This window comes from Halomonas sp. AOP22-C1-8 (assembly GCF_052378905.1).
Lineage (GTDB): Bacteria > Pseudomonadota > Gammaproteobacteria > Pseudomonadales > Halomonadaceae > Vreelandella > Vreelandella citrativorans.
Window position 1 is genome coordinate 53,951 of record NZ_JBQSYD010000021.1, and the last position, 24,703, is coordinate 78,653.

Annotated in this window: 26 protein-coding genes and 1 tRNA gene; 15 read left to right on the forward strand and 12 right to left on the reverse strand. The window is 51.6% G+C overall.

Annotated features, from left to right (window positions below; translation table 11 throughout):
* Positions 1-198: 198 nt before the first annotated feature.
* From ACT3TY_RS12315 to ACT3TY_RS12360, 10 genes are all read left to right on the forward strand, one after another.
* Complete coding sequence (locus ACT3TY_RS12315; RefSeq protein ID WP_193057185.1) at positions 199-1,905, forward strand: potassium/proton antiporter; 1,707 nt, start codon at positions 199-201, stop codon at positions 1,903-1,905.
* 58 nt (positions 1,906-1,963) lie between these two features.
* Positions 1,964-2,054 (forward strand) — tRNA-Ser (locus tag ACT3TY_RS12320).
* Between the two features lie 524 nt (positions 2,055-2,578).
* The gene (locus tag ACT3TY_RS12325; protein WP_444628447.1) at positions 2,579-2,941 is read left to right on the forward strand and encodes a hypothetical protein; all 363 of its coding nucleotides are present in this window, start codon (positions 2,579-2,581) and stop codon (positions 2,939-2,941) included.
* Entirely contained in the window at positions 2,928-3,293 is a 366-nt protein-coding gene (locus tag ACT3TY_RS12330) for a hypothetical protein (RefSeq protein WP_444622356.1), read from the forward strand. Before ACT3TY_RS12325 ends, ACT3TY_RS12330 begins: the two co-directional genes overlap by 14 nt.
* Before the next feature lie 45 nt (positions 3,294-3,338).
* Positions 3,339-3,851, forward strand: coding sequence for a hypothetical protein (locus ACT3TY_RS12335; protein WP_444628449.1), 513 nt, complete (start codon positions 3,339-3,341; stop codon positions 3,849-3,851).
* Positions 3,848-4,504 (forward strand): hypothetical protein, encoded by a 657-nt coding sequence (locus ACT3TY_RS12340; protein ID WP_444622822.1) that lies wholly within the window; start codon positions 3,848-3,850, stop codon positions 4,502-4,504. Before ACT3TY_RS12335 ends, ACT3TY_RS12340 begins: the two co-directional genes overlap by 4 nt.
* 9 nt (positions 4,505-4,513) lie before the next feature.
* A complete protein-coding gene (locus ACT3TY_RS12345) occupies positions 4,514-4,990 on the forward strand; it encodes a hypothetical protein (protein WP_444622823.1) in 477 nt (158 codons plus the stop codon).
* Positions 4,987-5,244: a hypothetical protein gene (locus tag ACT3TY_RS12350; RefSeq protein ID WP_441680128.1), complete on the forward strand. Its 258-nt coding sequence runs from the start codon at positions 4,987-4,989 to the stop codon at positions 5,242-5,244. Before ACT3TY_RS12345 ends, ACT3TY_RS12350 begins: the two co-directional genes overlap by 4 nt.
* Positions 5,245-5,269: 25 nt before the next feature.
* Positions 5,270-6,745 carry a hypothetical protein gene (locus tag ACT3TY_RS12355; protein WP_444628450.1) on the forward strand — a complete coding sequence of 492 codons (1,476 nt, stop codon included), beginning with the start codon at positions 5,270-5,272 and terminating at the stop codon, positions 6,743-6,745.
* A 33-nt stretch (positions 6,746-6,778) separates the two neighbouring features.
* Entirely contained in the window at positions 6,779-12,094 is a 5,316-nt protein-coding gene (locus ACT3TY_RS12360) for an LPD38 domain-containing protein (protein ID WP_441680124.1), read from the forward strand.
* Here the strand turns inward: ACT3TY_RS12360 and ACT3TY_RS12365 are convergent, their stop codons facing one another.
* Positions 12,095-12,337: a hypothetical protein gene (locus tag ACT3TY_RS12365; protein ID WP_441680122.1), complete on the reverse strand. Its 243-nt coding sequence runs from the start codon at positions 12,335-12,337 to the stop codon at positions 12,095-12,097.
* 86 nt (positions 12,338-12,423) lie between these two features.
* Between ACT3TY_RS12365 and ACT3TY_RS12370 the strand changes: the two genes are divergently transcribed.
* Positions 12,424-12,930, forward strand: a complete 507-nt coding sequence (locus ACT3TY_RS12370; protein ID WP_441680120.1) for a hypothetical protein — start codon at positions 12,424-12,426, stop codon at positions 12,928-12,930.
* Positions 12,931-12,980: 50 nt separating this feature from the next.
* Here ACT3TY_RS12370 and ACT3TY_RS12375 read toward each other — a convergent pair whose 3' ends face one another.
* The 3 genes from ACT3TY_RS12375 to ACT3TY_RS12385 all read right to left on the reverse strand — a co-directional run bounded on the left by ACT3TY_RS12375 (position 12,981) and on the right by ACT3TY_RS12385 (position 14,184).
* Positions 12,981-13,124, reverse strand: a complete 144-nt coding sequence (locus ACT3TY_RS12375) for a hypothetical protein (protein ID WP_441680119.1) — start codon at positions 13,122-13,124, stop codon at positions 12,981-12,983.
* Positions 13,125-13,218: 94 nt separating this feature from the next.
* Positions 13,219-13,662 (reverse strand): DUF2335 domain-containing protein, encoded by a 444-nt coding sequence (locus tag ACT3TY_RS12380; protein ID WP_441680118.1) that lies wholly within the window; start codon positions 13,660-13,662, stop codon positions 13,219-13,221.
* 270 nt (positions 13,663-13,932) lie between these two features.
* The gene (locus ACT3TY_RS12385; protein ID WP_441680117.1) at positions 13,933-14,184 is read right to left on the reverse strand and encodes an Arc family DNA-binding protein; all 252 of its coding nucleotides are present in this window, start codon (positions 14,182-14,184) and stop codon (positions 13,933-13,935) included.
* A 97-nt stretch (positions 14,185-14,281) separates the two neighbouring features.
* On the opposite strand from ACT3TY_RS12385, the gene ACT3TY_RS12390 reads away from it, so the two are divergent.
* From ACT3TY_RS12390 to ACT3TY_RS12405, 4 genes are read left to right on the forward strand one after another with little or no spacing between them, the layout of a single operon-like run.
* Entirely contained in the window at positions 14,282-14,440 is a 159-nt protein-coding gene (locus ACT3TY_RS12390; RefSeq protein ID WP_441680116.1) for a ribbon-helix-helix protein, CopG family, read from the forward strand.
* Positions 14,415-15,350, forward strand: coding sequence for an antA/AntB antirepressor family protein (locus ACT3TY_RS12395; RefSeq protein WP_441680114.1), 936 nt, complete (start codon positions 14,415-14,417; stop codon positions 15,348-15,350). Before ACT3TY_RS12390 ends, ACT3TY_RS12395 begins: the two co-directional genes overlap by 26 nt.
* Positions 15,347-15,700 (forward strand): hypothetical protein, encoded by a 354-nt coding sequence (locus ACT3TY_RS12400; RefSeq protein WP_441680112.1) that lies wholly within the window; start codon positions 15,347-15,349, stop codon positions 15,698-15,700. The genes ACT3TY_RS12395 and ACT3TY_RS12400 overlap by 4 nt, the downstream gene beginning before the upstream one ends.
* Positions 15,697-16,137, forward strand: a complete 441-nt coding sequence (locus tag ACT3TY_RS12405; RefSeq protein WP_441680110.1) for a hypothetical protein — start codon at positions 15,697-15,699, stop codon at positions 16,135-16,137. Before ACT3TY_RS12400 ends, ACT3TY_RS12405 begins: the two co-directional genes overlap by 4 nt.
* Before the next feature lie 267 nt (positions 16,138-16,404).
* On the opposite strand, the gene ACT3TY_RS12410 is transcribed toward ACT3TY_RS12405, so the two are convergent.
* The 8 genes from ACT3TY_RS12410 to ACT3TY_RS12445 all read right to left on the reverse strand — a co-directional run bounded on the left by ACT3TY_RS12410 (position 16,405) and on the right by ACT3TY_RS12445 (position 24,398).
* On the reverse strand, positions 16,405-16,548 hold the full coding sequence (locus tag ACT3TY_RS12410) for an excalibur calcium-binding domain-containing protein (protein WP_444622746.1): 144 nt from the start codon (positions 16,546-16,548) through the stop codon (positions 16,405-16,407).
* Positions 16,549-16,628: 80 nt separating this feature from the next.
* Positions 16,629-16,919, reverse strand: coding sequence for a helix-turn-helix domain-containing protein (locus tag ACT3TY_RS12415; RefSeq protein ID WP_444622745.1), 291 nt, complete (start codon positions 16,917-16,919; stop codon positions 16,629-16,631).
* Positions 16,912-17,244, reverse strand: a complete 333-nt coding sequence (locus tag ACT3TY_RS12420; RefSeq protein WP_444622744.1) for a transcriptional regulator — start codon at positions 17,242-17,244, stop codon at positions 16,912-16,914. The genes ACT3TY_RS12415 and ACT3TY_RS12420 overlap by 8 nt, the downstream gene beginning before the upstream one ends.
* Positions 17,245-17,696: 452 nt before the next feature.
* Entirely contained in the window at positions 17,697-18,479 is a 783-nt protein-coding gene (locus ACT3TY_RS12425; protein ID WP_193057179.1) for a 3-hydroxybutyrate dehydrogenase, read from the reverse strand.
* A 240-nt stretch (positions 18,480-18,719) separates the two neighbouring features.
* Positions 18,720-19,967, reverse strand: a complete 1,248-nt coding sequence (locus ACT3TY_RS12430; RefSeq protein WP_193056422.1) for an MFS transporter — start codon at positions 19,965-19,967, stop codon at positions 18,720-18,722.
* A gap of 77 nt (positions 19,968-20,044) precedes the next feature.
* Complete coding sequence (locus tag ACT3TY_RS12435) at positions 20,045-21,640, reverse strand: antiporter (protein WP_441679325.1); 1,596 nt, start codon at positions 21,638-21,640, stop codon at positions 20,045-20,047.
* A 242-nt stretch (positions 21,641-21,882) separates the two neighbouring features.
* Complete coding sequence (gene narL, locus ACT3TY_RS12440; protein WP_172116672.1) at positions 21,883-22,548, reverse strand: two-component system response regulator NarL; 666 nt, start codon at positions 22,546-22,548, stop codon at positions 21,883-21,885.
* A gap of 2 nt (positions 22,549-22,550) precedes the next feature.
* Positions 22,551-24,398 carry a HAMP domain-containing protein gene (locus ACT3TY_RS12445; protein WP_444628452.1) on the reverse strand — a complete coding sequence of 616 codons (1,848 nt, stop codon included), beginning with the start codon at positions 24,396-24,398 and terminating at the stop codon, positions 22,551-22,553.
* Positions 24,399-24,703 lie beyond the last annotated feature (305 nt).

A 24,703-nucleotide genomic window follows, 5' to 3' on the forward strand; every position in this document is an offset into this window, starting at 1 on the left:
TCACCATCAAAAAACGTAAGTGCCTATAACCAGAAAGGCAGCATGACATAATCATAACTCCTGATATCGAGATGGCGGAGTTTATCCCTGACAAACGGTGCGTGACTAGCCTTGAACGTGTTGGTCTGCTGAGTTCGCACAGTAAATTTACCGGTAGCATGCAATAATAGTGTGGCATTGATGTAGAGACGGAGAGACATGGACGGAATTTACACCTTCTTTTTAATTGGTGGTTCTCTAATGGCACTGAGCATTTTGGCGAGCCGGCTCTCGTCAATGGTTGGTGTGCCACTTCTGCTCATCTTCCTGGGGCTAGGTATGCTGGCAGGGGAGGAAGGCGTTCTTGGCGTTGCCTTTGACGACTACTCAATGGCGTTCACAATTGGCCACCTCGCGCTTGCCATGATTCTGCTTGATGGCGGTTTACGTACGCGCCTTAAAACGTTCCGGGTAGGTTTTAAGCCGGCACTTTCGCTGGCGACTTTCGGGGTTTTTATCACCAGTGCGGTCGTGGGCATGATCGCTATGTGGGTGTTTGATTTAACGCTGGTGCAAGGGTTATTGGTGGGCGCTATTGTGGGTTCCACCGATGCTGCCGCCGTTTTCTCAATGCTTAGCGGTCGTGGCGTGAACCTCAACGAGCGGGTAGGGGCAACGCTTGAGATCGAATCGGGCACCAACGACCCAATGGCGATTTTTCTGACCTTAATGCTAGTAGAGCTTTTGGTCGGTGATATGGGCGGGGTATTTGAAACCCTGACCTTCTTTGTTTCTCAGTTTGGTATTGGCTTGATTGTCGGCATTGGCGGTGGTTGGCTAAGCGCCAAGCTTCTCCGCTGGCTGGATTTAGCGCCAGGCCTTTATGCCATGCTGGCATTGGCGCTGGGCTTTAGCGTTTTCGGGCTTACCAGCGTACTGGGAGGCAGTGGCTTTTTGGCGATTTACCTGGCAGGCCTGATGATCGGCAATCAGCCTGGCCGACACCTTAACTTTATTCTTCCCGTACACGATGGCCTGGCGTGGTTAAGCCAGATTGGCCTTTTCCTGGTGCTCGGGCTTCTGGTAACACCCAGCCAGCTGTGGGACGTTGCATTGCCCGCAAGCTTGGTTGCGCTGGCACTTATCTTCATTGCGCGCCCTTTGGCGGTCTTAATTACCATTAAGCCATTTTTTAAATTTCGCTGGCGTGAAACCTTTTTTATCGCGTGGGTAGGTTTAAGGGGGGCAGTGCCCATCGTGCTGGCTATTTTCCCCGTCATTGGTGGGGTAGAAAATGCGTCACTTTACTTTAACGTCGCCTTTGCGGTTGTGTTGTTGTCTCTATTGATACAAGGCGGCTCGCTCACGTTGGCAGCCCGATTATTAAAAGTGGAGGTGCCAGTAGGCACAACGCCTAACCGCCGTGGGCCGCTGGGGATTTTGCCAGATAACGATTTTGAGATGTTTGTTTACGTGGTCGAAAACCGGGACCTCGAAGATGTGCCCATCCGGCTGCTGCGCTTCCCGTCGGGTGCGTTGATTTCAGCGCTGTTTCGTAATCACACCATGCTGCATCCCAAGGGCAGCACGCGATTGAAATTAGACGATGTCATCTGTGTGATAGGGCGCACAGAAGATCTTTCTGCGCTAAATCGCTTATTCAATGGCGATGCTGGCCTCAAACATGAGCGTGCATTCTTCGGTACCTTCACATTAGAGGGCGATGCACTTATGCAGGACGTTGCTCAAGCGTATGGCTTAACGCTAAGCCCGGGTGAGCATAGTATGACCCTCGCCGAGTTCGTCGCACTGCGCGTGGGCGGGCATCCTGTCGTGGGTGATGATGTGGATTGGCATGGTATTCACTGGGTCGTCAGCGAAATGGAAAAGGGCACGATTACCCGTGTAGGCCTGCGATTGTATTAATTGGGCTAGAAGGTATTGACTTCCAAGGGAATACTGCTATTATACGCACCCATAAGCCGGAGGGATGGCAGAGCGGTTGAATGCACCGGTCTTGAAAACCGGCATAGGTTAATAGCCTATCCAGGGTTCGAATCCCTGTCCCTCCGCCATTATTCGAAAGGAATCAGCTGCTTAGCTGGTTCCTTTTTTCGTTTCTGGGTACGAAAAAAGGGCGAAAGTATAACGAGGGGAACACCTACCGTTATACAGCTCAGGCTAGACCAGTGCACAATAGACTAATGTCTAATCAGAAATGAATTCTTCGGCCCCTAAGGTGCTGACTCGAAGTACCTTCTTGGCTCGCAAATAAACCTCTGTGGTTCTCCGATCGCTGTGCTGCAAATTGGTACTCGCATCGAATCCTTGCTCGTCAGCATCCGGTGCTTCTTCAGACTGCCAACGGCGGGTACTCGCCTGAAGTGCGGCTCCAGGAATGGATCGGCAGCAGTGAGTCGACGCGGTACCAGACTCGGGTTGGGACGGGCCTAAATACCTTTGCCATCGTCCTCCCCGCGCGGACCGTAGGGCGTACTTTCATCCTACAATTACGTCTAAATGGCACTTCTGGCGGAGGGCTCCAGTTCCATGCGTACCAACGCTTCATCCGTACTCTTACACTCAAGGACAATCGCTAATGCCTAAATATGCCGTTGCCAAGCAAACCGGAGAAATTTTGCAAGTTATAACTGGTGGATTCCGGTATATCGAAGTTCCTGAAGAAGAGGATGTTCATGATACTACTCACTATATCGACATATCGAATGATGAAATAAAAGCCAAACAAAAAATAATGATAAGAAGTAAAATCAATGGGTTAAGTTTGACTATGTCGGGACTTCCTTCTGGTTTGAATGTTGAAACAAACGGAATGGCGATAATTACTGACGACGAACCGCTTGTAATTGAATACGACGTGCCGGGCATCTATCAGGTTGCGCTTAGTGGCCGGGTCGACTATTTGGACGAAGTGTTGGAGGTAACTGTTGACCACTCTTAAAGCACACACTTTTATTAGCCGCAGGGATGCTGAAGGTCACTACCTGGCTCTCGTGGATAGTGAAGCCGCTAAGGCGCGGCACGTTGATCCCGCACAGGAAACTATATACCAGCGCAAATTGATCGAAGCGGTTAACGGTTATGGACCGTTAATTGAGGCGGAAGCTTCGGCTACCGGCGTCGAAGTAACAACTGTAGCGGCGGCTGTAATTCAGCAACGTGAGGTTTGGGAGCAACACGCTCACGCTATCGAAGTAAAACGAATTAAAGCGAAAGCAGACATTAGAAATGCCGCTACGCCAGCAGAGATGCACCGCATCGTTGCCGCATTCAAAGAGCAACTAACGCCCTAACCCTGCTACAATTATCCTTTAAATTGCCCCACCGTGAGGTGCTGCATGCCCCGTCAGAATGAAGCTACGTTTTTACGTGGCGTACTCCGTAATAATGAAGCGGCCGCGCAATATTGCGAGATGCTGTTTCGTATTTCCCAAACGCTCGATGATCTAATCGATAAAGACAAGCCTGTTACCGACGGCGTGCTGATACGCACGTTCTGGGAAGCGCTTATCGAGCTGCCCGCAAATCCTTTTTACCGTGAGCATGAACCCTATCTTAGGCCCCTGATGGCCAGTGCATTACAGGATTGGCGTGATAGCGCGTACCTGGAACGCGCTGATAGCCATCACTATAAAACCTTGGCCTTTGTGCTGCGCGACCAGTTGACCGGCTTGGTGACACAGTGCGCCTACCTAATCGGTGGCTATGAGTGGATGAATAAGGTCAGCCTATCCATTCGTGACCATTTCCACGAAGACGGACTGGATGAATACCTAGCTGGACTCGACCCCACGCAAGACGAAACGTATCAGCAAGATGTCAACGAATCGCTGAACGGGGGGGAGGAATGAGCGGCGGTGGAGGCGGTAGCAACGATGTGAAAGACACGCCCGAGCAACGCCAGTTAGCTCAAGTGGCAGCGGAAAAATGGAACTACGCCCAAGAGAAACTGGCGCCCCTCGAAAATGCATACATGGAATCAGTGGGCGATATGACCAGTGATGCCAATATGAGCTACATCGCGGGCCGGACGTTGCAAAGCCAGCAGCAGTCAGTAAGTGACGCTAGCCAGCAGGCCGGTATGCAGTTAGGCCAAGCAGGTATTGATCCCTCCAGTGGCCGCGCTCAGTCCGCAATGAGCGGCATTGCGTTAGGTGGTGCCAGCGCAGGTGGTGAAACCCTAGGGCGTGCCCAGTTCGAGCAGGAAAACCAACAAATCCAAGGCCTGCAAAATATTGTGGCGATTGGTCAGGGCCAAGCTGGTCAGGCGCAGGTGGGGCTTTCCGGGGTGGCTGCACAGTCGGCTGCTGATGCCCAACAAACGGCAGCTAACCGCTTTAACCGGCGTAGTGCGAACCTGCAGCTATTGGGACAAGTCGCGGGCGCCGGTACCGCCAACTACATGAATCAGTCCACGCCAGCGCAAGGACTGAATCTTTACGATGAAGCGGCGACCGGTGGGCTAGCTGGCGGTCAAGGCGCTGGCTACTTTGGCGGATTTTAAGGAGGCGCCATGCAATACCAACCCACGCTAGGCCAGATAAATTACACCCCATCACAAACCGCACAGCAACGCATCGACCCCAATCAAGCCATGCGCGGCGACCAAGGGGCGTCTCATCTTCTTGGCCAACTTAACCGCGCGCAGTGGGGGGATTGGCAGAACCGCTTTGCCCCCTACGTCACTGAGCTTGCCCGCGTAGCGCAAGACAACAACGCACCCGGCGTCGCAGGCGCTAACGCCAGTAACGCGGTAGGGCTGGCGTATGACAGCAGCCAGCAGGGCTTGGCGTTGCAGCGCCAAGGCTTTGGCATTAGTCAGACCCCTCAGCAGCAAGCCGCCGAAGAACGCCGCACTAACATCGAGCGCAGCGCCTCCATGGTGAGCGCTGGCAACGAAGCACGTATATCGGCCCAAGACCGCCAGGGCGCCATTTTAGCGGGCGGCATGGGCCTCTCCAACATTCCAGACAAGGTGATGAACTCATGAGCTACGGGCTATTAGGACTACGTCAGAAAATGGAAGGCGAAGCCATGCAAGGACTGAGCGACCTCGCAGGTCAGCAACGCCAAGCCAAAATGCATGAAGATCAAATGGCATCGGCTAAAAAAGCCCAGCAGATGCAGGCTGTGGGCACCGGTGCTGGTATCGGCATGATGGCGGGTGCGCAAGCAGGCAGCGTTGGCGGTCCGTGGGGTGCGGCCATCGGGGCGGGCGTAGGTCTACTTATGTCTTCATTTTGACTCGTAAGTTTATAGGAGGCGGGGCATGGCAGGTTTAGATATGCGTGGTTTGGCAGATGGTTTTGCCCAAGGGTTCGGCCTGATGAACCAATACCAACGCGGGCAGGCGGCAGACCGGCGGGCAGACGAGCAACTAAAAATACACCGCGATAATGCGGCATGGCAGCGTGAAGACGGGGATCGTCGTTTTGGCCTAAGCCAAGATCAGTTTGATCAATCTGTTACAGATTCTGATCGCCGCTTTGGTTTGGCCGAAAAGGGATTTAGTTTGCAAGAGCGTAAAGCTGAGCACTCCATGCAGACGGCTGATCGCCAGCTAGGTTTACAGCAACAGCAATTGGGCCTTCAGCAATCCCGGTTTAATGCTGAGCAAGAAGCTCAGCAGAGAGCGAGAGATCAGGAGAGCATCCATATTGCGCTTGCTAAAGCGGGCCAATTCGGCCCTGAGTCCCTGTCCGAAATTGAGCTTGATCTAATGCGGCGAAGCCCTCATGTCTGGCCGGTGTTTGATTCTAGGTCTGATGCTGCGATTCAGCGAGCCGCTGATGTATTTGATATTAATAGCCCGGCTGATGCCAATGACATGGAGTCGCTGGATCAAGTTAATCTGTTGCTTGATGACCTCATTAATGTAGGCGAGGGTGGGAAAAAGCGAATTTCTGGCTGGTACCCGGCACCAGACGGTAACAGCGTTACAGCTGAGCTTGAAATGACTCGCGAGGACGGCAGTACGTATCGCGCTCCGATGACGGAGGGGCGTGGCACTGAAGAAGATGCGATGGTCATGCAGATTCCTATAGAAAAAATAGTTAATCACATTCAAGGGATACGTGCGATTCGCAACGCATTCAATGCAGGCGGCCCCGAAGTCAAAAATAACGCCAATCGAATGTTGGCGATATTGCGCGGCGAGAAGATTGAGTCTGGGATGAGCCAGGATCGGCTGAATGACATTCTTGATCGTTACACCAAGGACCAAACCTCAATTCTCACTGACGATGCCCTCATTGATGCAACTGACCGTCAATCACGACTCAATGAGTTGGACGCAGTTTATGCGCGAAATTTAGGTGTTGATGCTCCAACTCTTAGTGAGGCCCGGCAATACGCACAAAGCAGAGGATTATCGTTAACTCCTCAGCTTCTGCAAGCCGTGCAACAGGAGTTAACCTCCCAAGCCCCTGGTTTAGATGAAGGTGGTAATGAGGAGCCTGTGGGACTAAGCATTTCTGAAGAGGTCGAGCAGCGTCACCAGCAGCGTCAAAAAGCACGCGAGCAGCGCGCGCGCGTCAATGAGATTGATGATGTGCTTGGAGATATTGAACGCACAATGCAGCCGCCGCCCACCTATCGAGGCTCCATGCTTCATCGAACGCCTATTTCGCCTGAGCAGCGCCAAGCATGGCTACAGCAAATTGATGAACTAGAGGCAAGCGGCGATATGACAGATCGTCTGCGTGCTCGGGCGTTTAAAATTGCCGAGCAGTTACGCCAGCCATAACCCTTTTATTGTGCCAGCCGGGAGGCTCGCCGTATGACCGATATTAACCGCGAAGATTTGCGGCAGTTTATTCGACAACGCAAGGCGACGCCTGCTGTTGCTAGCGAACCCGTGCAGGATGATGAGCGCCGAGGCTTCACCGATGGCCTTCAGCAAGGCTGGCATGGGCTGAAAGCCTCAGCAGGTGGTTTAACCGCGCTGGCGGGCGAAAAGCTGGAAAGCGATGCGCTTTATGATGCGGGCATGGGACTTTATGACCGCGAAACAGCCCAAGCGGCGGAGCATGATCTGGGGTATGGGCTTAGTGATTTTTTCTCTGAGCGCGATGACTTGGAGCGAGACCCGGGATGGGGCGAGTACATTGCCCATAGCCTGGGGAGCATGCTGCCTTCGGTAGCGCTAAGCATGGGCACTGGCGGCGCAGGCGGCATAGCTGCCCGTGGTGTTGCGCAGGGCTTGACCCGCAATTTATCAGCACGCGGCGCAGCACAAGCCACCCAGGCTGGGCAAGTAGGCGGGGCTGTTGCGAGCGGTGCTGGCGAGTATACCGGCAGTTTATACGGTGAGCTGGGTGATTCAGATGTAGCGCTAGCTCATGGCGTTATTGCAGGGACGCTTGACGCTGTATTGCCTGCTGGCTTGCTGCGGACAATGTCGCCCGCCATGCGAAGCCAGGCCAGTAACGATATTACGCAGCGTGTACTGAAGGATGCTGCTGAACGTGGTGTGCTGGGCAATATAAAGCAAAGAGGTATGCAGGGCGCCGCAACAGAAGGCGTTACCGAAGGGCTGCAGTCCATTGTTGAGCAGCATGCGCGCTATTGGGTAGAGGAAAACGGGGAGTCATTGCTGGCCAACGCGCCAGACATAGATTGGCGCGGAGTCGTTGATGGTATGGGGGTTGGGGCTGTTGCAGGGGCGGGACTATCGGCACCATCAGGTGCTGTTGAGTCACGTAATGCACGTCGTGAACTGGACCAGCTGAATCAGCAAGCAGAGCAAAGCAGCGCGCCTGACCCCTTGGAAGAGGGGGCTGAAGGGGGAATTGACGAGGCGATCCCGGGAGATGAGGATGCCGATTCTAGCTATCAGCGGGCGAGCGATTTAGGTAACCGTATCCAAATGGCAATGTCGAGCGTTGATGATATTGCTGGGCGTGCCAAGGGGACGTTTGAGGCAACGACACGGCTGCGTAATGTTCGTCGTTTAATTGATGAGTCTGAACGTCATTTTGAGAATAACGAGATTGACCTTGCTGAAATCAAGCTTGGAAGGGCTCAAGAGATAGAGCGTAGTTTACAAGAAAACCTCAGCCGGACTGGCACAAGAGAGCGTCCAATTGAGGGCGAAGTTTATGATGAACCACCTGTTTCAGGACTACTTGGCCAAGACAACGCGCTAGGCCTGGAGGCGCCTGACCCTAACGTCATCAACATGGGCGGACCAACTGCCGACACCACGCATTACGAGCCGCAAGCTCGTCATGTGCGCCGCGATGAAGGCATGGCCGCTCAGCGTGAAGGTGCTGAACACCTGCGCACGCAGGTGGCAGGTCAGCACCCACAGCTTGTTGATAGCGGCATTGTCTATGGTGATGGCCCCGTTGCAGGCAATGCCAACACTGGGCTTGATCAGCCATTCGCTGATCCTCGCTTTCAAGCATCACCTGAAGCCGCCTCACCGCAACGCGAAGCGATAGAAAGCCAGCAGGTAAACGCGCCTACTGCCGAAACAGCGCCCATACTAAAAGCCGATAGCAAGCCGTTCCAGACCCGTCGCGCTGTTGAGTTATCCAAACGTTTCCGCGATACGCCGAATGCTCAGCCTGTCGAGGTAGAAGGCGGATGGGGATTTTTAGCGCCCACTGAAACCGAAGCGACTACGTCTCAGGTACCGCGCTCGCCAGGCGCTACTCAAGGTCAAGATACAAGTATTTCACCCCCTGAATCACAAGTGCAGGCACCCGCAGATCGCGCTGAAGCTGAGCGCGTATTCAGCCAGCAGGGCTACTCCCTCAACCCTGAGCCTCGCACCCCTAACGCGGCGCCCATTCGCTCTGAAATTGAAGCTTCTATTCGTGACATGCCGGAAATGGCGGGCACCAGGGTTGTTCAGAGTACTGCCGAGCTTCCGCCTTCTGCTCTTATGGGCATGGCACTTCGTGGCGTTAATCCTTCAGACGTGCGTGGCATGTTTGTTGGTGATGAGCTTTATGTGGTCGCGGATAACGTAGACAGCGTTGAGGACGGCATTCGTACAGCGGTACATGAAGCAGTAGGCCATAAGGGGGTGCGTGGTGTATTGGGCGACGAGCTAGATACTGTTATGCGGCAGGTCTATAACTCTTTGCCATTAGATCCGCGCGGGCGTGAAGCGTTTAATGAGGTGTTGGAAAGCTACCCATTCCTTGATCGGTCCAACCCTGAACATCAGGTGATGATCGCTGAAGAGATGGTTGCACACCTTACTGAGAAAGGGTGGCAGCCTAATGTGCTGCGCCGTGCGGTTGCAAAAATCCGCGAACTGTTACGTCGGTATTTCCCTAACATGAACTGGACCGACGCTGATGTTATGCAGCTTTCCGAGCGTTCGCGCGACTACCTGCGGCAACAGCAGCGTGATACAGAGAGCCAAGGTGAACCCCATGAGCCTTCTGCGCCAAATAATGGCCAGCAAGGTGACGATACGCTGTTCAGTTTACGCAACGCCTTTGATGACTTTAGTGATGCTGACCGCTCAGCTGCTGAAAAAATAGGACGACCACCTACTACGCGCCGCCTTAAGGACTATTTAAAGCAGCGTTGGGATGGTATCGGGGAGCGCGTAAGGGTAGGTGCTGTTGATCAATATGCGGCTCTTAAGCGGCTGGATGAGCAGGTACACGGTAAAGATATGGCCGAGGAAAATATAACGGCCAGCAGTTGGGTGCTTGCTCGTATGTCGAGCGCGGCCAATGGGGCGCTGCATACCATGATGACAGCGGGTCGGCTTCGCTACATGGAAGATCAGCGCGTTATTTCTACGCGGGAAGATACGCGCGGACTTGGCGAGGTGTTGGGCGAGCTGGGTAGCCCCGCTGAAATTGAGCGCTTCTTCGGCTGGGTGGCAGGCAATCGATCAAAACAATTGGCCGATCAGGGGCGGGAAAACCTTTTCGAGCCAAATGAAATTGAGGCCATGACCACTTGGAACCGGGGGCGATTGGCTGATGGTCGTTCCCGTATAGGTGCCTATGCCAGCGTGTTCCGGGAGTTTCAGCAGTATCGTGACGATGTTCTCTCCATCGCAGAGGAGACGGGGGTAATAAGCAGTGATGCACGCACGCTATGGCGTGATGAATTTTACGTGCCTTTTTACCGGGTGCAGCGTGATGAGAAAGCGCCGGCAGGACCGATGCCCGCGGCTGGTTTGTCGCGACAAAAGCAGATGAAAAAGCTTAAAGGGGGGAAAGAAAACCTTAACGACCTGCTTGAAAACACGATGCTAAATTTTCATTACTTGCTTGAAGCCTCGCTCAAGAACAGGGCCGCTTCCCAAGCGCTTGATAATGCCCGGCAGGCGGGTATTGCCCATCAGGTACCTGAAAGCAACCGGGACACACAGACAAGCACTTATGTGCTGCGTGATGGTAAAAAAACGTATTATCAGGTTGATGACCCGCTCGTTTTTAATGCACTGACAGCGCTCGCTGACCCTGGCATGAATAGCACCATGATGCAGTTTATGCGGCAAATGAAACGTATCTTTACCGTTGGCGTAACGGCAACGCCACAGTTTCAGGTTGCCAACCTGATGCGCGATTCTATGCAGGCGGTGGCGACATCCCCTGTGAGCAAGAACGCCTTCGGTAACGTTATCAAAGGTGGCATGGCGTATCGCGACGCCAAAATAAAAGCCAAAATGATGGCGGCAGGTGGGTCGTTTCACTTCGGGCATGTATATGGTTCCAGCCCTGATGAGATACGGGCGCAGATGGCGAAGGTGCGTAGTGAAACCTTTACCATCAATAGCCTAAAAGACATGAAGCAAGGCATGAATCGCTTAATGGCCCCTTGGCAAAAGTGGACGGAGTTCAATAACTTTACAGAAAACATCAACCGTGCCCGTATCTATGAGCAAAACGCGGCAGAGCGCGGGGAGCTTTATGCCAATTTTCAGGCACGTGACCTGATTGATTTTGGTGCGCGCGGGGCTTGGCCTGCTATGCGCATCCTCACGGATATTGTGCCGTTTTTGAATGCTCGGATTCAGGGGTTGGACAAGATTTATCGGAGTGGTATCAAGCCTGGCACAAACGTGGTGGCGGCAGCATTTGGCTATGGTCAGCCGGGCGTGAGCGATAAGCAGGCCGCCGCCCGCTTCTGGGCCGTTGCGGGGGCAATGTCATTGGCATCCGTTGCGCTCTACTTGAATAACCGAGAAGAAGAGGAGTTTAAGAAGCTGGAAGATTGGCAAAAGGACAGCTACTACCATTTCTTCTTTGGGGACACTCATATCCAAATACCCAAGCCGTTTGAGGTAGGGGCGATTACCACGCTAGCGGAGCGCATCACAGAGCAATTTGTAGACGATGAGGCTACTGGCGATCTCTTTGCGCAGCGCTTGGGACACATGCTGACGCAGACCTTTTCCTTCTCGCCAGTTCCTCAAGCGGTACAGCCCATGCTTGATGTTTATTCAAACCGTGACGCCTTTACAGGCCGCCCAATTGAAAGCATGGGAATGGATCGCATGTCTCCAGAGTTGCGGCGCAGGGAGTCCACGACGAAGCTTGCTTCAGGCCTTAGCCATGGGCTTAATGCTACGGTTGGTGGTATTGGCGACCCCGACGACAATCCTTTTGCGCTAAGTCCTGTACAGGTAGATCACTTGATCGGTGGCTATTTGGGACAGCTAGGCAGCTGGGGAGCGGGTGCCATTGATATCGCCTGGAATACGGCGACTGGCCACGATACTCCCGCGAAGCGTTGGTATGAATATCAACCTGTTCGGCGTTTTTACCGAAATCTGGGCAATGAGGACACCTACACCAAATACGGAACTGTATTTTATGATGCCTTGCGGGAGGCGCAGCGTGCGCATACCGACATGCGAGAGCTAAGGGAAATGGGTAGGTTGGAAGAAGCTCAGGCGCTGGCACGCAATAAGGGCGACCTGCTGCGCTTAAGGCCAGCGTTGAACAGCGCCCAAACACGGCTTCGTACCATTGGCCAGCAGATTGAGGAAACGCAGCGCTCAGCGTTAAGCGCCGAAGAAAAGCGCCAACGTATCGACCGCTATAGAGCGATTCGCAATCAAATCCAGAAAGCGTTAGGCGAGAGAGTGGAACAAGCGCGTCGGGCTGGCTGATTAACGGCGGCGCTTACCACCTGTAGCGGCAACGCCCAAGAAGAACAGGGCCCCAAAGAGTAGCGGCGGGTAGTTAATCAGCACCGCCGCCACCAGTACAAAACCGGGAATAAACACGTAGCTAATGATCAGCCAACCACGCAGGGTCTTCCAGTGGTAACTGACTGTGGTCATCACGATCAGGCCGAAGAGGCCAAAACCTAGTATGACGGCGAGAATGTCGGCAGTTTCGGGTGATAGCATTTTAGGCCTTTCCTTTATGGTGTGGACGCGCGGGCATTAAGGCTTATACATTTGAGTTTGGGCTCAATCTAATTAAGGGAATTATGATGGTAGTTAGAATTACAGCTGCTGGGGCAGCCATGTTGCTATTAATTGGGTGTGCAAACTCTACGGGCGGATCACAAAATGTGGGCTGGCATAAAACAGGCGCTTCCAGTCAGGAGTTTTATAAGGATAGGGCAAGCTGTGCTGCAATGGCAGGGCCTGCTAACCATCAAATAGTCACTCCTCAGCAAACGGGATATGGCAGTTTAAGCTCTGGCTTTCAGCAAGGCTGGAATGCCATGTCTGCTGCTAATGCTGCGCAGTCTAATCAGCGAATTTTTGAAGACTGCATGAGAGGGAACGGCTGGTCTTTGATGACAGCCAGCGAGTCCAAGCGAAGAGATAGAGCACACGCCTCAACGCAAAGCCAGAAAGTAATAAAAGAAGATGCGTTCTGGGGGGGGCTTGAACAGCGAGTGCCAAATTTTAGAGAAATAAACGAGCAGAAAGCTTTTCACGACTGGCTTGCGCAACGCAATAATAAGAGATGGGTCTTTAGCATTTGCTAAAAACACTAAGCCACCGTACTCGGTGGCTTAGTGTTTATCATGTTGCTTACTTAAGCAATACGCTTACTGATCCAGGATACAGCACTATCAGTCAGCGACTCTTTGCCGTGGTGCTCACGGTGCTGACTCCAGATCATTCCACCTGACACAACGGCAAGACTTAGTAGCATTCCAGCAAGTAAAAATTCATTCATAATATACCTCGCCTTTGAAATTATTTTCTTGCTGCTTATCTGTGGCGTGCATTCAGGGCAAGCAGGCATGAGTTTAGGCAATTGCGAGGGCCTGCTATTGCTTGCTGCGCACCTTAATAAATACAGTGGCTACCGCTGCAACGCCACCAAGACCTAACGCTGATGCTGCAAGCTCATGGCCTTTTAACCCTAATAGAGCAGTGATACTTAGAAAGGCCACCCCAAGTCCAAAAGCCATCCATTGTCCACGCTGGATTTCGCCGATACTCGCATCTTGCGCGCGAACATCAGAATCGGCGATTCTTTCGTTTACTTGGTTTTCTTTCACTTCGCTCGAATGGCGATGTTCTTGCTCTTTCTCAGCCATTGCCAGGATACGTTCGGCAGAACCGGGAGCTATTTCTTCATACTTCCTCATTTCTGAGGAGGGAGGAAGGGGGCCTGAATAGCTCATCTGTTGAGCTATTAGACCCATTTGTTCGGGGGAAGACGAAGGGGCGTGTTCTACTTCACTCGGTGAGCTGGAGGTGTCTGCCATGCCGTTCCATTGCCTTCTTCATGTCCGTGCCAACGCGCATAAAATCGTCGCTCATAGCTTGTTTGTCATCCTTTGGCGAACTTATGACTGCCTCGAAACGACGGACAGGCTTTATGTTGCCTCTTTGTGCAGCGGAGACGCTTACTACACGAGCAAAGTGACCCGCGAAATTCTTAATTTTGAGACTCATAATTTTGTTACCTCGTAGCCTCCTAACAACATAGCGCATTTTGCTACATCTTAGATAGCGAAAAGCGGTAAAGGTTTAGGCTACTTATCGTCTTTCCGCTTGATGTCGAAGTTATTTTTCAGGTCTTCAAGCATCTTTCCGAACTCCCCTACCACTTTCTCAAGCTCATCCTCGACTTTATCCGGGCTACTTAAAGACAGCTCGAAGCTTTCCTGTAGGCGAGCGACGATCTCCGCTGTCTGGGTGCGGCGATTTTTTTTGGCCGCCTGCTGTATACGCTCCTTAAGGTCAGGTGGTATTCGCAGGTTTATCTGGGGGTCATCTTTTCTCATGCGCTAAATATGTAGCACGCTGCTATTGCGGTCAAGGTAGCAGCGTGCTACCTTGGGGTTGTTGGTAGCATGGTGCTACCTGCTGTAAGGAGTATTTATGGCTAACGCTAACCCGCAATTCAACCTTCGAATCGATCCAGAGCTAAAAGCTTGGCTCGACGCTAAAGCCAAAGAAACTCGCCTTAGCCGCACGTGGCTGGTCAACAACCTTATCCGTGAAGCAAAGCGCCATGATGAAGAAAAAACAGCAGCCTGAAACAAAAGAAGCCCCAGGTGCGGGAACACCTAGGGCTTCGGATACACAGAACCAACCCATCAAAGAAGGAAACTGCGCCATGAATAATAGCACTAATGCCATCATTATCGCCATTGAAGCTGCCACCATCGGCGGCGAAGCCATTAACACCGTAAATGCGCGGGATCTACACGAATTTCTTGAGGTTAAAGCTAAGTTCACCACCTGGATTCAAAGCCGTATCAAGCAGTACGGTTTTGTCGACGGACAAGACTTTGTGGCGCACGAAATGGAGCCCGGGAAAGGCTTTAAGATGGGCTCACAAAAAAATGAAGCCCTACAATCAATCACTTATGCTGATAACTTTGGACAGCAAGGAAGGGTCGAGTATCACATCTCTCTCGACATGGCTAAAGAGCTATCCATGGTCGAGCGCAATGAGAAGGGTAAGCAAGCCCGGCAGTATTTCATTGAGTGTGAGCGGCGCGCTAAAGAAGCCATCTCATCACTACCTGATTTTAGCAATCCAGTTATTGCCGCCCGGGCTTGGGCTGACGCTAAAGAGTCAGAGCAAAAAGCAGTGGCTCAGCGCGACCAAGCGATTGCCACCAAGGCTCAAATCAGCAGCAGCCGCGAAGCTTCGGTAATGGGAAAACTGTCCGCTGCCTCCCGTAAAGTGCATAAGCTAGAGCAGGAGCTAGGCCGAAATTCGACTGAGGCCACGGTAACCGCCGTTGAAAAAGCTATGGGCTGTAAGTATGGCAAGCAGGGCTTTCGGCCTCTGAAGAACTGGTGTAAGGAAAAGGGCATTACCCCAAACAAGGTACCGTGTCCCCGTTACGGCGAGGTAGTGGCTTGGCCTGCTGAGGCATGGCAAGCATGCTATGGCGTTAAGCTGGAAGAGCTGTTTGGTCGGGAGGAAGCGGCATGAGTAACATCATCGACTTTAACGCTCGGTCAAAGCTTGGATTATGCGATATGTGTGGCCGCCATGAGCCAGGCATGCAGTTGGTAAAGGATGAAGAAGACAAGGATATTCCTTATCGCAACCGCTGTGTTAGCTGTATTAGTGAATGGGGAGGTAGTGACGACTGCTTTTCGCACGTAATGGGCAAGTGTGACCCTGTCATTGACTTGGATACTCGGTGGCAGCTCCTTGCGTTGCTCTCTGGCATGGTTAGGCTTCGTGATAGCAGCGGCAGCACCGAAGTATCTAAGTTGGTCGGTCAGCTTGGTAGAATCATTGAGCGCCATGAGCCAGCCCTAGGGGGTGATTCATGAACCGCCTAACCTACGCTAACGACCTGCTGCGAAACGCAATCAGCCTGCTCACGTCACTATCAGCGGATGTAGAAGATATGCACTATGGGGCCCTAATGGGCACTATCCAGCAACTGGAGTTACTGCGGGAAGCTATCAACCTAAAAGCCTCGGTATTAACTGCTAGTGAGGCACTGCAAATAGATGTGGTGTCTATGCTGGGACACGAAGCGATTTCGTTAAATGTTGCAGAGCTGCTTGATAATTATGTGTCGGTTCGCCTCAGCGGTCTTGAGGCTGCTGTTCTCAGCGTGCAATCTCGTTACCTGGATGCAGATGATAAGCCCTTAACCATGATTGGGCAGTCCATGTTTGAGGCGCGATGCTGGATAGGTGCGGCGGCCTATGCGGTGAATGCTGAATTGAATGCACAGCTAAGTGTTCGCTTAGTGGCATGACAGCACTAAACGAAAGTATGAGCATAGTCCTATATCGTCTAGATAGAATTTGCGCACAAGGTAGCTGGCATCTAGGCTGAAGTTGTCGGTGGCAGGAGAGCCACTGGAGAAACGGAAGTCACGCTCAGGAAGGGCGGCACAAGCTAGGAAGGCAAAAGATAAATAAAACGTCCCAGCCGGGGCGTTTTTTTTGCGTGCGTAAAAGCCTTCATACTATCCGTATAGCATTGGGTTCAGGTGTGTATGCCTTGCACAATAAACAAGGCATTAGCGGCATATCGATTGGCATGGCACACCGTTATTATTGCCGTCCAGACGCCCGTTTCCGCACTGGAGAAGATGAAACATCGCCTCTTCACACGAACTCATCTGACCGCATGACTTACGCTGATCGCAGCTGAATTCTGCCACTGGCTCTGAAAAAATGGTTTCGGTAACTCAAATGATACTGCCACTTCGCAAGCCCCCAGGCGGGGGCTAGTACGAAATTTCTAGGAAAGGTCAGTCAACGCTTCAGGATGCTTCTCAGCTACTCGAAGCAGTGTACGTGCAGTACCTGTAGGGACTCGACGGCCTTGTTCCCAACCACGAAGGGTGCCGGGGCTCACGTCCAATAGTTTGGCGAACTCCCCCTGCGATAAGCCCATGCGATGGCGAATTTCTGCGGCTTTGGGTACTTCTACTTGAGTTTCGCGAGCGGGCTTGCCTTGCTTCATTTGGCGTATGGAGGCCAGGAGTGTATTACCAAGCTCTTCACCAGTCATAAAGTCATTACTATGCATCTTCAATCTCCTCTTTAATCTGCTTGAGGATATGAGAGGGGATATTCCCACGCACTGATTTGGCATAGATCACCAGAAGCCAAATCTTTCCATCCGGTAAGCAGTTGTAATAGATAACACGTACACCGCCGCTTTTGCCTTTTCCGTGAAGCTTCCAGCGGACTTTACGACATCCGCCCGAACCTGGGATAACGTCACCAGCCTCAGGGTTTTTGGCTAGCCACTCAAAGAATGCAATTCGTTCGTCTTCACGTAATAGTGAATTAGCACTTGTCTTGAAGATGTCGGTTTCAGCGATAGTGTACATGGTGTAATTGTGCGTCACTGACGCACTTTGTGCAACTATAATGAGAGGGAGAATTCAGAGAAACGGGTAACTGCTTGAAGGGGGAAGGAGGTGGGTAATCAGGAGAAAAACCATTAGTATAACGGTTAATCGTTATACTAATGGCAATTAACTAGCTGATATTAAATAGAAAAAAGGCGTTTGTAGTCTGGTCTTGAAAACCGGCATAGGTTAATAGCCTATCCAGGGTTCGAATCCCTGTCCCTCCGCCACTTATCTCGAAAAGCCCCTGATTCTTCAGAGGCTTTTTTCGATTCTAAGCTCTGCATTTTTGTCCCAATACCTCCTCTATAGAATGCACCGGTCTTTCATTGTGTCCAGAATGTGCAAGCGCGGTGGCTTTGGCGCATTCTTGTAGCATGATTGGCACAGCTTTTTACTCTCTTACCCACCTGGCCTCAGCCACCAAGCCGCTTTCAGCAGACTAGCAGTTACTGCATAAACCAGCCGTGGCTTACTACCAACGACTGACCGGTCATCACATTGCTCTCGGCGCCCGCAAAGAACAGTACGGCATCGGCCACATCGTCAGTGGTAGTGAATTGCCCATCCACGGTGTCTTTAAGCATGACGTTCTTGATCACTTCCTCTTCAGTGATACCCAGCTCTTTTGCTTGCTCAGGGATCTGTTTGTCTACCAAGGGTGTGCGCACAAAACCTGGACATACCACGTTGGACGTCACGTTGTACTCTGCTCCTTCCTTGGCCAGCACCTTGCTAAGGCCGATCAGGCCATGCTTGGCGGTGACATAGGGCGCCTTGAGCTTAGAGGCCTCTTTGGAGTGGACCGAGCCCATATAAATTACACGGCCATAATTGGCGGCGTACATGTGCTTTAAACAGGCTCGCGTAGTAAGGAATGCGCCGTCAAGATGAATGGACAGCAGCTTTTTCCAGTCCTCAAACGGAAAGTCGACCAGCGGATGCACGGTCTGGATACCTGCGTTACTGACCAGGACGTCAATCTTGCCGTACTTGGCAATGACCTCATTGACCGCCTTTTCGACTTGCGCTTCGTCGGTGACGTTCATTGCCACCGCAAACGCATCGGCGCCCGAGGCCTTGATCTCTTCGGCAGTGGCCTTGGCGGCATCCAGGTTGAGATCAGCGATGATAGGAGTACCACCCTCGGCAGCAAAACGAATGGCAATTTCCTTGCCGATGCCGCTGGCAGACCCAGTAATAAGACCAATTCTGTTGTCAAAACGCGCCATGGTATACTCCTTTTAAGTGTTGGAAGTGCCATCAAGATAATCAAAAACAACCTGACCCAAGCCAAGGACCAGGTTGGCGATGCAGTGAGTGGCTGAAACCACGCCAAGAACCGGCAGATAAGCAGCATATAATTCTCGCTGATCACTGTGGTAGACAACACTCCATCATGGCAAATTACTAAAGACCGCTACTTCAAACGGTAAGCAACGGCTTTCAGAAGAGGGGGAAATATGATTTGCTTAATCTTCCGTCTCTTTTGTAAACGTTTTTACACGTCTTTCTGTCCACCACATCCAGATAATCGAAATAAGTGTTACCGCGAAGCACAGCATCCATACGGTGGTGGCGATGCCTGTCAGGTCGACGAGGGCGCCAAACATGATAGGCAGTAGAAAACCTCCCAGGCCGCCTGCAAGGCCGACAATGCCGGACACCAAACCAAGGTTTTCCTGGTAGTCATTGGCAAGATACTTAAAGACGGAGGCTTTACCAATTCCCCACGCAATGCCCACTACAAATAGCGCGGTAGTGAAAAGCCACACGGGAATGCCAAACCCAAACTCCACGCGAGCCCCATTGGCAGCGCCTTGAACGCTATAGTAGGTCTCTGGATAGGACATGATAAAGAGCGCAATTAAACTCGCCCATAAGCATGTCCAGGTTACAGTGTGGGCGCCGAAACGATCCGATAACCAACCGCCGAATGCGCGAATAATGCCGGAAGGCAACACGAAAATAGTGGCAATCACGGCAGCTAATTGAATGCCAAAGCCATATTCATTCATGTAGTAACGGGTAAGCCATAGTGAGACGCCGACATAGCCGCCGAACACTACCGAGTAGTATTGACAATACTTCCAGACTTTTGGGTCGTTGATAACGTTGAGCTGCTCACGCAAGGAGCTACGTTGTGTATTGCGATGGCTCGGGTCAGTAAACGAGAAGAACCAAAAGAAAGCGGCAGTTGCGAGCATGATAATCGCATACAGATTGGGTACCGCTTGCCAGCCAAGCATAACGATAACGGTAGGGGCTATGTATTTGGTAACCGCGGCACCCGCATTGCCCGCTCCAAATACCCCCATTGCCAAGCCTTGGCGATCTTTTTCAAACCACTTTGCCGTATAAGTGATACCAACCGAAAAAGCCCCCCCGGATAGGCCAATAAAAGCGCCTAGTATTAATAACTGCCAATAAGCGGTGGCGAACTGCACCAGCCAGATAGCGGGCACAATAACCAAAAGCACAATAAAGAAAACCGGACGCCCGCCGTAACGGTCTGTCATTGAGCCCAAGGGCAAGCGGGCGAGAGCACCGGTAAGAATGGGAATGGCCGTTAAAATGCCAAACTGCGTTCCGTTAAGTGCTAACTCCTCGGCAATAGGAACGCCAATTTCACCAAACATGGTCCAGACCATAAAGCACATGGTGAACGCAAAGGTGTTGGCAATGAGTACCGCATTCTGCTTAAAACGATGGGTAGCCATGGCGCCCCCTGAGTTTTCGCGTCAATAGGATAGATAGCATTGATATCCAGGTCCTCAATTTAATTGGCATCAAATCACTATGGATTACGCACATAGGCATTTTTGCGCAGGTAGAACCACCAGTTGATCAGTAGGCAAACCAGGTAAAAAACGGCAAAACCATACATGGCTACTTCAGGCGAGCCTGCACGAATTTGATCCCCCAGCACAACGGGAGCAATAAACGAGCCGTAACCAGCAATAGCCGCTGTCCAACCCAGTACCGGACCTTTTTTCTGCGCGTCAAAAATAAAGCCAATACTGCGAAATGTAGAGCCGTTGCCGATGCCGCTGGCGGTGAAAAGCACCATAAACAGCAGCATGAATAACCAGAAGTATTGGTTAGGATCGGTGGCGTTGTACGCCAGCATCATGACGTAACCTGCCCCGGCTGATGCAAAGACCATTACCACCGTGATGATTTGTGTGACCAGTGAGCCACCGAATTTATCGGCTACCCAGCCACCGATAGGGCGTACCAGCGCACCTATAAAAGGGCCTATCCATGACCACGTAAGCGCGCTGGGCGCATCCGGGTTGGCGATTCGATTAATGCTTCCATCGGCAGCTATTTCGGCCATATTGCCGAATATAATCGTGATTGAAAGGGGAAGAGCCGCTGAAAAGCCAATAAATGAGCCAAAGGTGACGATGTAAAGTAGCGTCATTGCCCACGTGTGTTTATCACGGAAAATCGTAAACTGCTTTTGGATATTAGGTTTAATTTGTTCGCCAGGTATAAGGCGCAGCATGATCAGAGTGACAATGACGGTGCAGGGCAGAGCCAGCCACATATTTAGCCAAGACAGCGCCACAAGGCCAAGGAACGTCGCAATAATACCTACACCATAAAGCCCCAGTATTTTGCCAAATGCCTGTAGCGGTGTGCCTGGGTCGGGGCTAATAGGGCGCAAGTTATTCATACCAAACCAGCCAGCAAAGGCCAAAGGGATGAGAAAGAGCACCCAGATAAACGCCGCATTCTGTATCCAGGTAAGGGTGCCCGCCTCAATGCGGCCAATCAAGGTTCCGCTTGTGTTTTGAAGCTCCATGGGGCCGCCCGCAAGAACACCAAAAAGGCCGACAGTCATCACCAGGGGAACAAGGATTTGCATGGTGGTGACACCAAAATTGCCAAGCCCTGCGTTCATTCCCAGTGCGTAGCCTTGCTGTTTTTTGGGATAGAAGCTCGAAATATTACTCATGGAACAGGCAAAGTTTCCTCCGCCAATACCTGATAACAGGGCCAGTGCCTGAAAAATCCAGAAAGGCGTGTTCGGATTCATAAGCGCGAACCCAGTGCCTGCTGCGGGTATGATCAGCAATGCTGTGGTGAGAAAAACCGTATTACGTCCCCCCGCTAAACTAAGCATAAATGCCGCAGGGATACGTAATGTTGCGCCCGCCAGCCCCGCAGTAGCGGTAAGGGTAAAGAGCTGGTCAGTAGTGAAAGGAAAGCCCAGGTTTTGCATCTGGGTGGCGATCATGCCCCACATCATCCATACCGCAAAGCCTACCAGAAGGCTCGGAATAGAAATCCATAAATTGCGGTTTGCAATGTGCTTTCCTTCGTTTTCCCAGAAGCCGGAGTCTTCGACATCCCAGCGTTCAATGTCAGCATTTTTTCTGGCCATCATGTACCCCCTTGTAGAAAAGTGCCGCATAGCACTGCTTATACGAAAGATACGCGCTAGCAAGCAGAGGGGGAATGAGGCAGGTCAATGGATGGGAACTCTCAAGTACCTCTTACGAGGTATGTATGCTGAGTATCTAATGTACTGTTTTTAAAAGTTTTAATGGTGCGCTAGGTGGTGTAATAAATGGCAATAAGTGGAAGTTGGATTTTAAGGGGTATCCACTCATGGCAGGCTTTCAGCTACTTATTGAGGCCTTCTTGTACGGCCCAAACAGCCGCTTCAACGCGGGAGCGCAGGCTTAGCTTTTTGAGCAGGTGCTTAACATGTACCTTGACGGTGCCTTCGGTAATATCAAGCTTGCGAGCAATGAGCTTGTTCGACATGCCTGCGGCTAATTCGGCAAGAATCTCTTTTTCGCGCTGAGTAAGCGCATTAATAGACGGTTTCGCAGGGAGTGAACGCTGGTTGCGCAATGCTTGGGCAAGTAGCGCTGTTAAATTTTCGCTAATGGCCATGCGGCCTTTGGCAGCCTGGCGCAGTTGATGAATCATATCCTCTGGCTCCATGTCCTTTAACAAGTAGCCATCGGCCCCGCCACGCAGCGCATCGACAACGTCGTCTTCCTGATCTGACACGGTATACATAATGACGCGGCCTGCATAACCTTCTTCGCGCAAATGTTTAAGTGTTTCCAAGCCATCCATCTCGGGCATATTGAGATCCAGCAGCACCATGTCTGGATCAAGCGTGATGGCTTGATGGATGCCTTCACGGGGGCTTCCTGTTTCAAATACCAATGCCAGATCATCTTCCATTTCCAGTAATTGACGTACGCCTCGTCGTAGCAATGGATGATCATCAATTACGATAAGTGTGGCGGGCTCGTCGTAAATTTCGCTAGCCATATTCAAGTACTTCCTTCCTTGATAAGACGTTCGGTCAACGGGGTAAAGCACAGATAAACGCCTGTGCCTCCTTCTGGTCGATTATTGAAATGAAGGTCGGCATTAATGTTATTGGCTCGGTCACGCATGATCACTAATCCGTAGTGCATGGGGGGGGACTGATCATCCTGTAGTCCTATACCGTCATCTTCAATCGCCAAGTGCAGTGCTGCCTGATCAAATACCAGGCTAACGTGTGCCCAGTGAGCTTTGGCATGCTTATGTGTATTGGCGAGTGCTTCACGAGTGATTTGCAGCAGGTGTATTTCTTCACTTGCGCTAAGTAAGTGAGGCGGCAGGCGGTAGGTTAGCTCGACCGGGAACCCAAGCCGCTGGCTAAACTCTTTGATGGTTTGCTGTAGTGCGGGCTGAAGGCCTGGCTTATCCAAACTAAGCCGGAACGTGCTTAATAGCTCACGGAGCTGGCGATAGGCACTATTCAGCCCTTCACGTAAATCGCTGGTTACGCCACGTTGTTGCTCAGCAGAAAACTGTTTCTCCTGCATGCGCTCCAGGCGTGTTACCTGCATTTTTAAATAAGACAGCGACTGCGCGAGTGAATCGTGAAGCTCACGGGTAATAATCGTGCGCTCGTTGACAAGAGAAAGTTGTTGCTCTTCTTCAATACGCTTCTGCAAAAAGATAGCCGTGGCCAGGTTGTCGGTAAGCGTATTGAGTAGCTGCTGCTTCGATGCGTTGATGGGCGCAGAGTAGCCCACGGTAAGGGAGCCAAGAATCTCCTCGCCAACCGCAACGGGCAGCACGATCGCTTCGGCATTGCGAGCAACTGCATTGCCTCGTTGCGGCTCCAGGCAGGCAAGGCAGTTTAAGTCTCGACAATAGAGAGGCCGCTCGGATGAGTGGGTTGCCAAAATTGCCATATCTGTATCGTCATGCTCGCTACGCAGCGAAAGCACGATAGGGCCGATATCCAGTAGGTCCTCAAGCTCGCGTAAGATAGGTGCCGTGCTGGCGCAAAGGTCATTGCCGCCCCCATAAAGCGTACGGCTTCCATTGTGAATGATCTGGAGGGCGCGATTGTGGCGTTTAAGCTCTGCCTGCTTGTGAGATACACGCGCTTCCAACGCCTGGTAACGCGTATCCAGCCTTGCTGCCATCTGATCAAAAGCGCGCCCAAGCTGGCCTAGCTCATCGTGGCTGGAAAAATTAGAGCGATATTGAAAGTTGCCATGGCCCGCTTCGCGGCTCAGAACTCTAAGCTGGCGAAGCGGCGTCACCAGATTATGCCGAATATCGTAGAGCGCAATGAAAAGCAGCACACCAATCAAAAGGAAAAAAAGCAGCTGCAGAGAACCCAGTAAATGCATCTTGGATTTAGTGCTGCTTTCAAGTGTCGAGACATACTGGTCAATATGATGAATAAGATTATTCAGCGCTACTCTGGCTTGTGCTATATCGTTGCTACTACCGTGAATAGCATCATCAAGCAGGGGGATTAAGGTGTTATGCCACAGCGCTTTTAGCCCAGCAAGCTGCTCTTGAAGCACCTCATCATGGGTGTAGTGATACCCAACGGCGAGTACTGGGCCTTCCAGTTTCCCGGTAAGCTGATCAGTCAGTCGGTTAACGTTTTGTTGAGACCCGTTTTGCGTTTGGGTCAATGGGCCTAAGGCTTCAGAAAGCTGCGCGCTGTTCAAGCGTAATGAGCCCGCGACATTAATCGCCGCTGCATCGCCTTGGCTATTTTGGGCAATCATCATGGTGAAGCCGATGCTGAGAACGGTCATCCCCGTGATGGCCAAGAGGTAAGCAGTAATACGAGCTACAAGAGAGTGGCGTAAGAGATTCATGCGACTCCCATGGATTTAAAAAAGGAGAGGTCTTAAAAGGATAAGTAAAAGCTGCTGAAGCCGACGGCATGGCTAACGATAAATGACTATATTACTTATCGAAAGATATGAGAAGCAGATACACCGTATCTTGGTGAATCATGTAATCTTCTTTGTCTCTCGTCAATATAATGGCTGGTTAAGAGGCCTATCACGTAAAACCTAAACAAATGTGAGGCCGTGTGATTTTTTAGATTCGAGTATTTCTGATGAGCGTTATTTTTAGTGCTCACAAGCGACGTCTTCGCACATTGAAAATGCGCTAG

Bases quoted from the DNA above. Each gene is read 5' to 3' on its own strand.
- ACT3TY_RS12315 (WP_193057185.1), top strand. From the start codon at position 199: ATGGACGGAATTTACACCTTCTTTTTAATTGGTGGTTCTCTAATGGCA.
- ACT3TY_RS12325 (WP_444628447.1), top strand. From the start codon at position 2,579: ATGCCTAAATATGCCGTTGCCAAGCAAACCGGAGAAATTTTGCAAGTT.
- ACT3TY_RS12335 (WP_444628449.1), top strand. From the start codon at position 3,339: ATGCCCCGTCAGAATGAAGCTACGTTTTTACGTGGCGTACTCCGTAAT.
- ACT3TY_RS12340 (WP_444622822.1), top strand. From the start codon at position 3,848: ATGAGCGGCGGTGGAGGCGGTAGCAACGATGTGAAAGACACGCCCGAG.
- ACT3TY_RS12345 (WP_444622823.1), top strand. From the start codon at position 4,514: ATGCAATACCAACCCACGCTAGGCCAGATAAATTACACCCCATCACAA.
- ACT3TY_RS12350 (WP_441680128.1), top strand. From the start codon at position 4,987: ATGAGCTACGGGCTATTAGGACTACGTCAGAAAATGGAAGGCGAAGCC.
- ACT3TY_RS12355 (WP_444628450.1), top strand. From the start codon at position 5,270: ATGGCAGGTTTAGATATGCGTGGTTTGGCAGATGGTTTTGCCCAAGGG.
- ACT3TY_RS12360 (WP_441680124.1), top strand. From the start codon at position 6,779: ATGACCGATATTAACCGCGAAGATTTGCGGCAGTTTATTCGACAACGC.
- ACT3TY_RS12365 (WP_441680122.1), bottom strand. From the start codon at position 12,337: ATGCTATCACCCGAAACTGCCGACATTCTCGCCGTCATACTAGGTTTT.
- ACT3TY_RS12370 (WP_441680120.1), top strand. From the start codon at position 12,424: ATGGTAGTTAGAATTACAGCTGCTGGGGCAGCCATGTTGCTATTAATT.
- ACT3TY_RS12375 (WP_441680119.1), bottom strand. From the start codon at position 13,124: ATGAATGAATTTTTACTTGCTGGAATGCTACTAAGTCTTGCCGTTGTG.
- ACT3TY_RS12380 (WP_441680118.1), bottom strand. From the start codon at position 13,662: ATGGCAGACACCTCCAGCTCACCGAGTGAAGTAGAACACGCCCCTTCG.
- ACT3TY_RS12385 (WP_441680117.1), bottom strand. From the start codon at position 14,184: ATGAGAAAAGATGACCCCCAGATAAACCTGCGAATACCACCTGACCTT.
- ACT3TY_RS12390 (WP_441680116.1), top strand. From the start codon at position 14,282: ATGGCTAACGCTAACCCGCAATTCAACCTTCGAATCGATCCAGAGCTA.
- ACT3TY_RS12395 (WP_441680114.1), top strand. From the start codon at position 14,415: ATGATGAAGAAAAAACAGCAGCCTGAAACAAAAGAAGCCCCAGGTGCG.
- ACT3TY_RS12400 (WP_441680112.1), top strand. From the start codon at position 15,347: ATGAGTAACATCATCGACTTTAACGCTCGGTCAAAGCTTGGATTATGC.
- ACT3TY_RS12405 (WP_441680110.1), top strand. From the start codon at position 15,697: ATGAACCGCCTAACCTACGCTAACGACCTGCTGCGAAACGCAATCAGC.
- ACT3TY_RS12415 (WP_444622745.1), bottom strand. From the start codon at position 16,919: ATGCATAGTAATGACTTTATGACTGGTGAAGAGCTTGGTAATACACTC.
- ACT3TY_RS12425 (WP_193057179.1), bottom strand. From the start codon at position 18,479: ATGGCGCGTTTTGACAACAGAATTGGTCTTATTACTGGGTCTGCCAGC.
- ACT3TY_RS12430 (WP_193056422.1), bottom strand. From the start codon at position 19,967: ATGGCTACCCATCGTTTTAAGCAGAATGCGGTACTCATTGCCAACACC.
- ACT3TY_RS12435 (WP_441679325.1), bottom strand. From the start codon at position 21,640: ATGGCCAGAAAAAATGCTGACATTGAACGCTGGGATGTCGAAGACTCC.
- narL (WP_172116672.1), bottom strand. From the start codon at position 22,548: ATGGCTAGCGAAATTTACGACGAGCCCGCCACACTTATCGTAATTGAT.
- ACT3TY_RS12445 (WP_444628452.1), bottom strand. From the start codon at position 24,398: ATGAATCTCTTACGCCACTCTCTTGTAGCTCGTATTACTGCTTACCTC.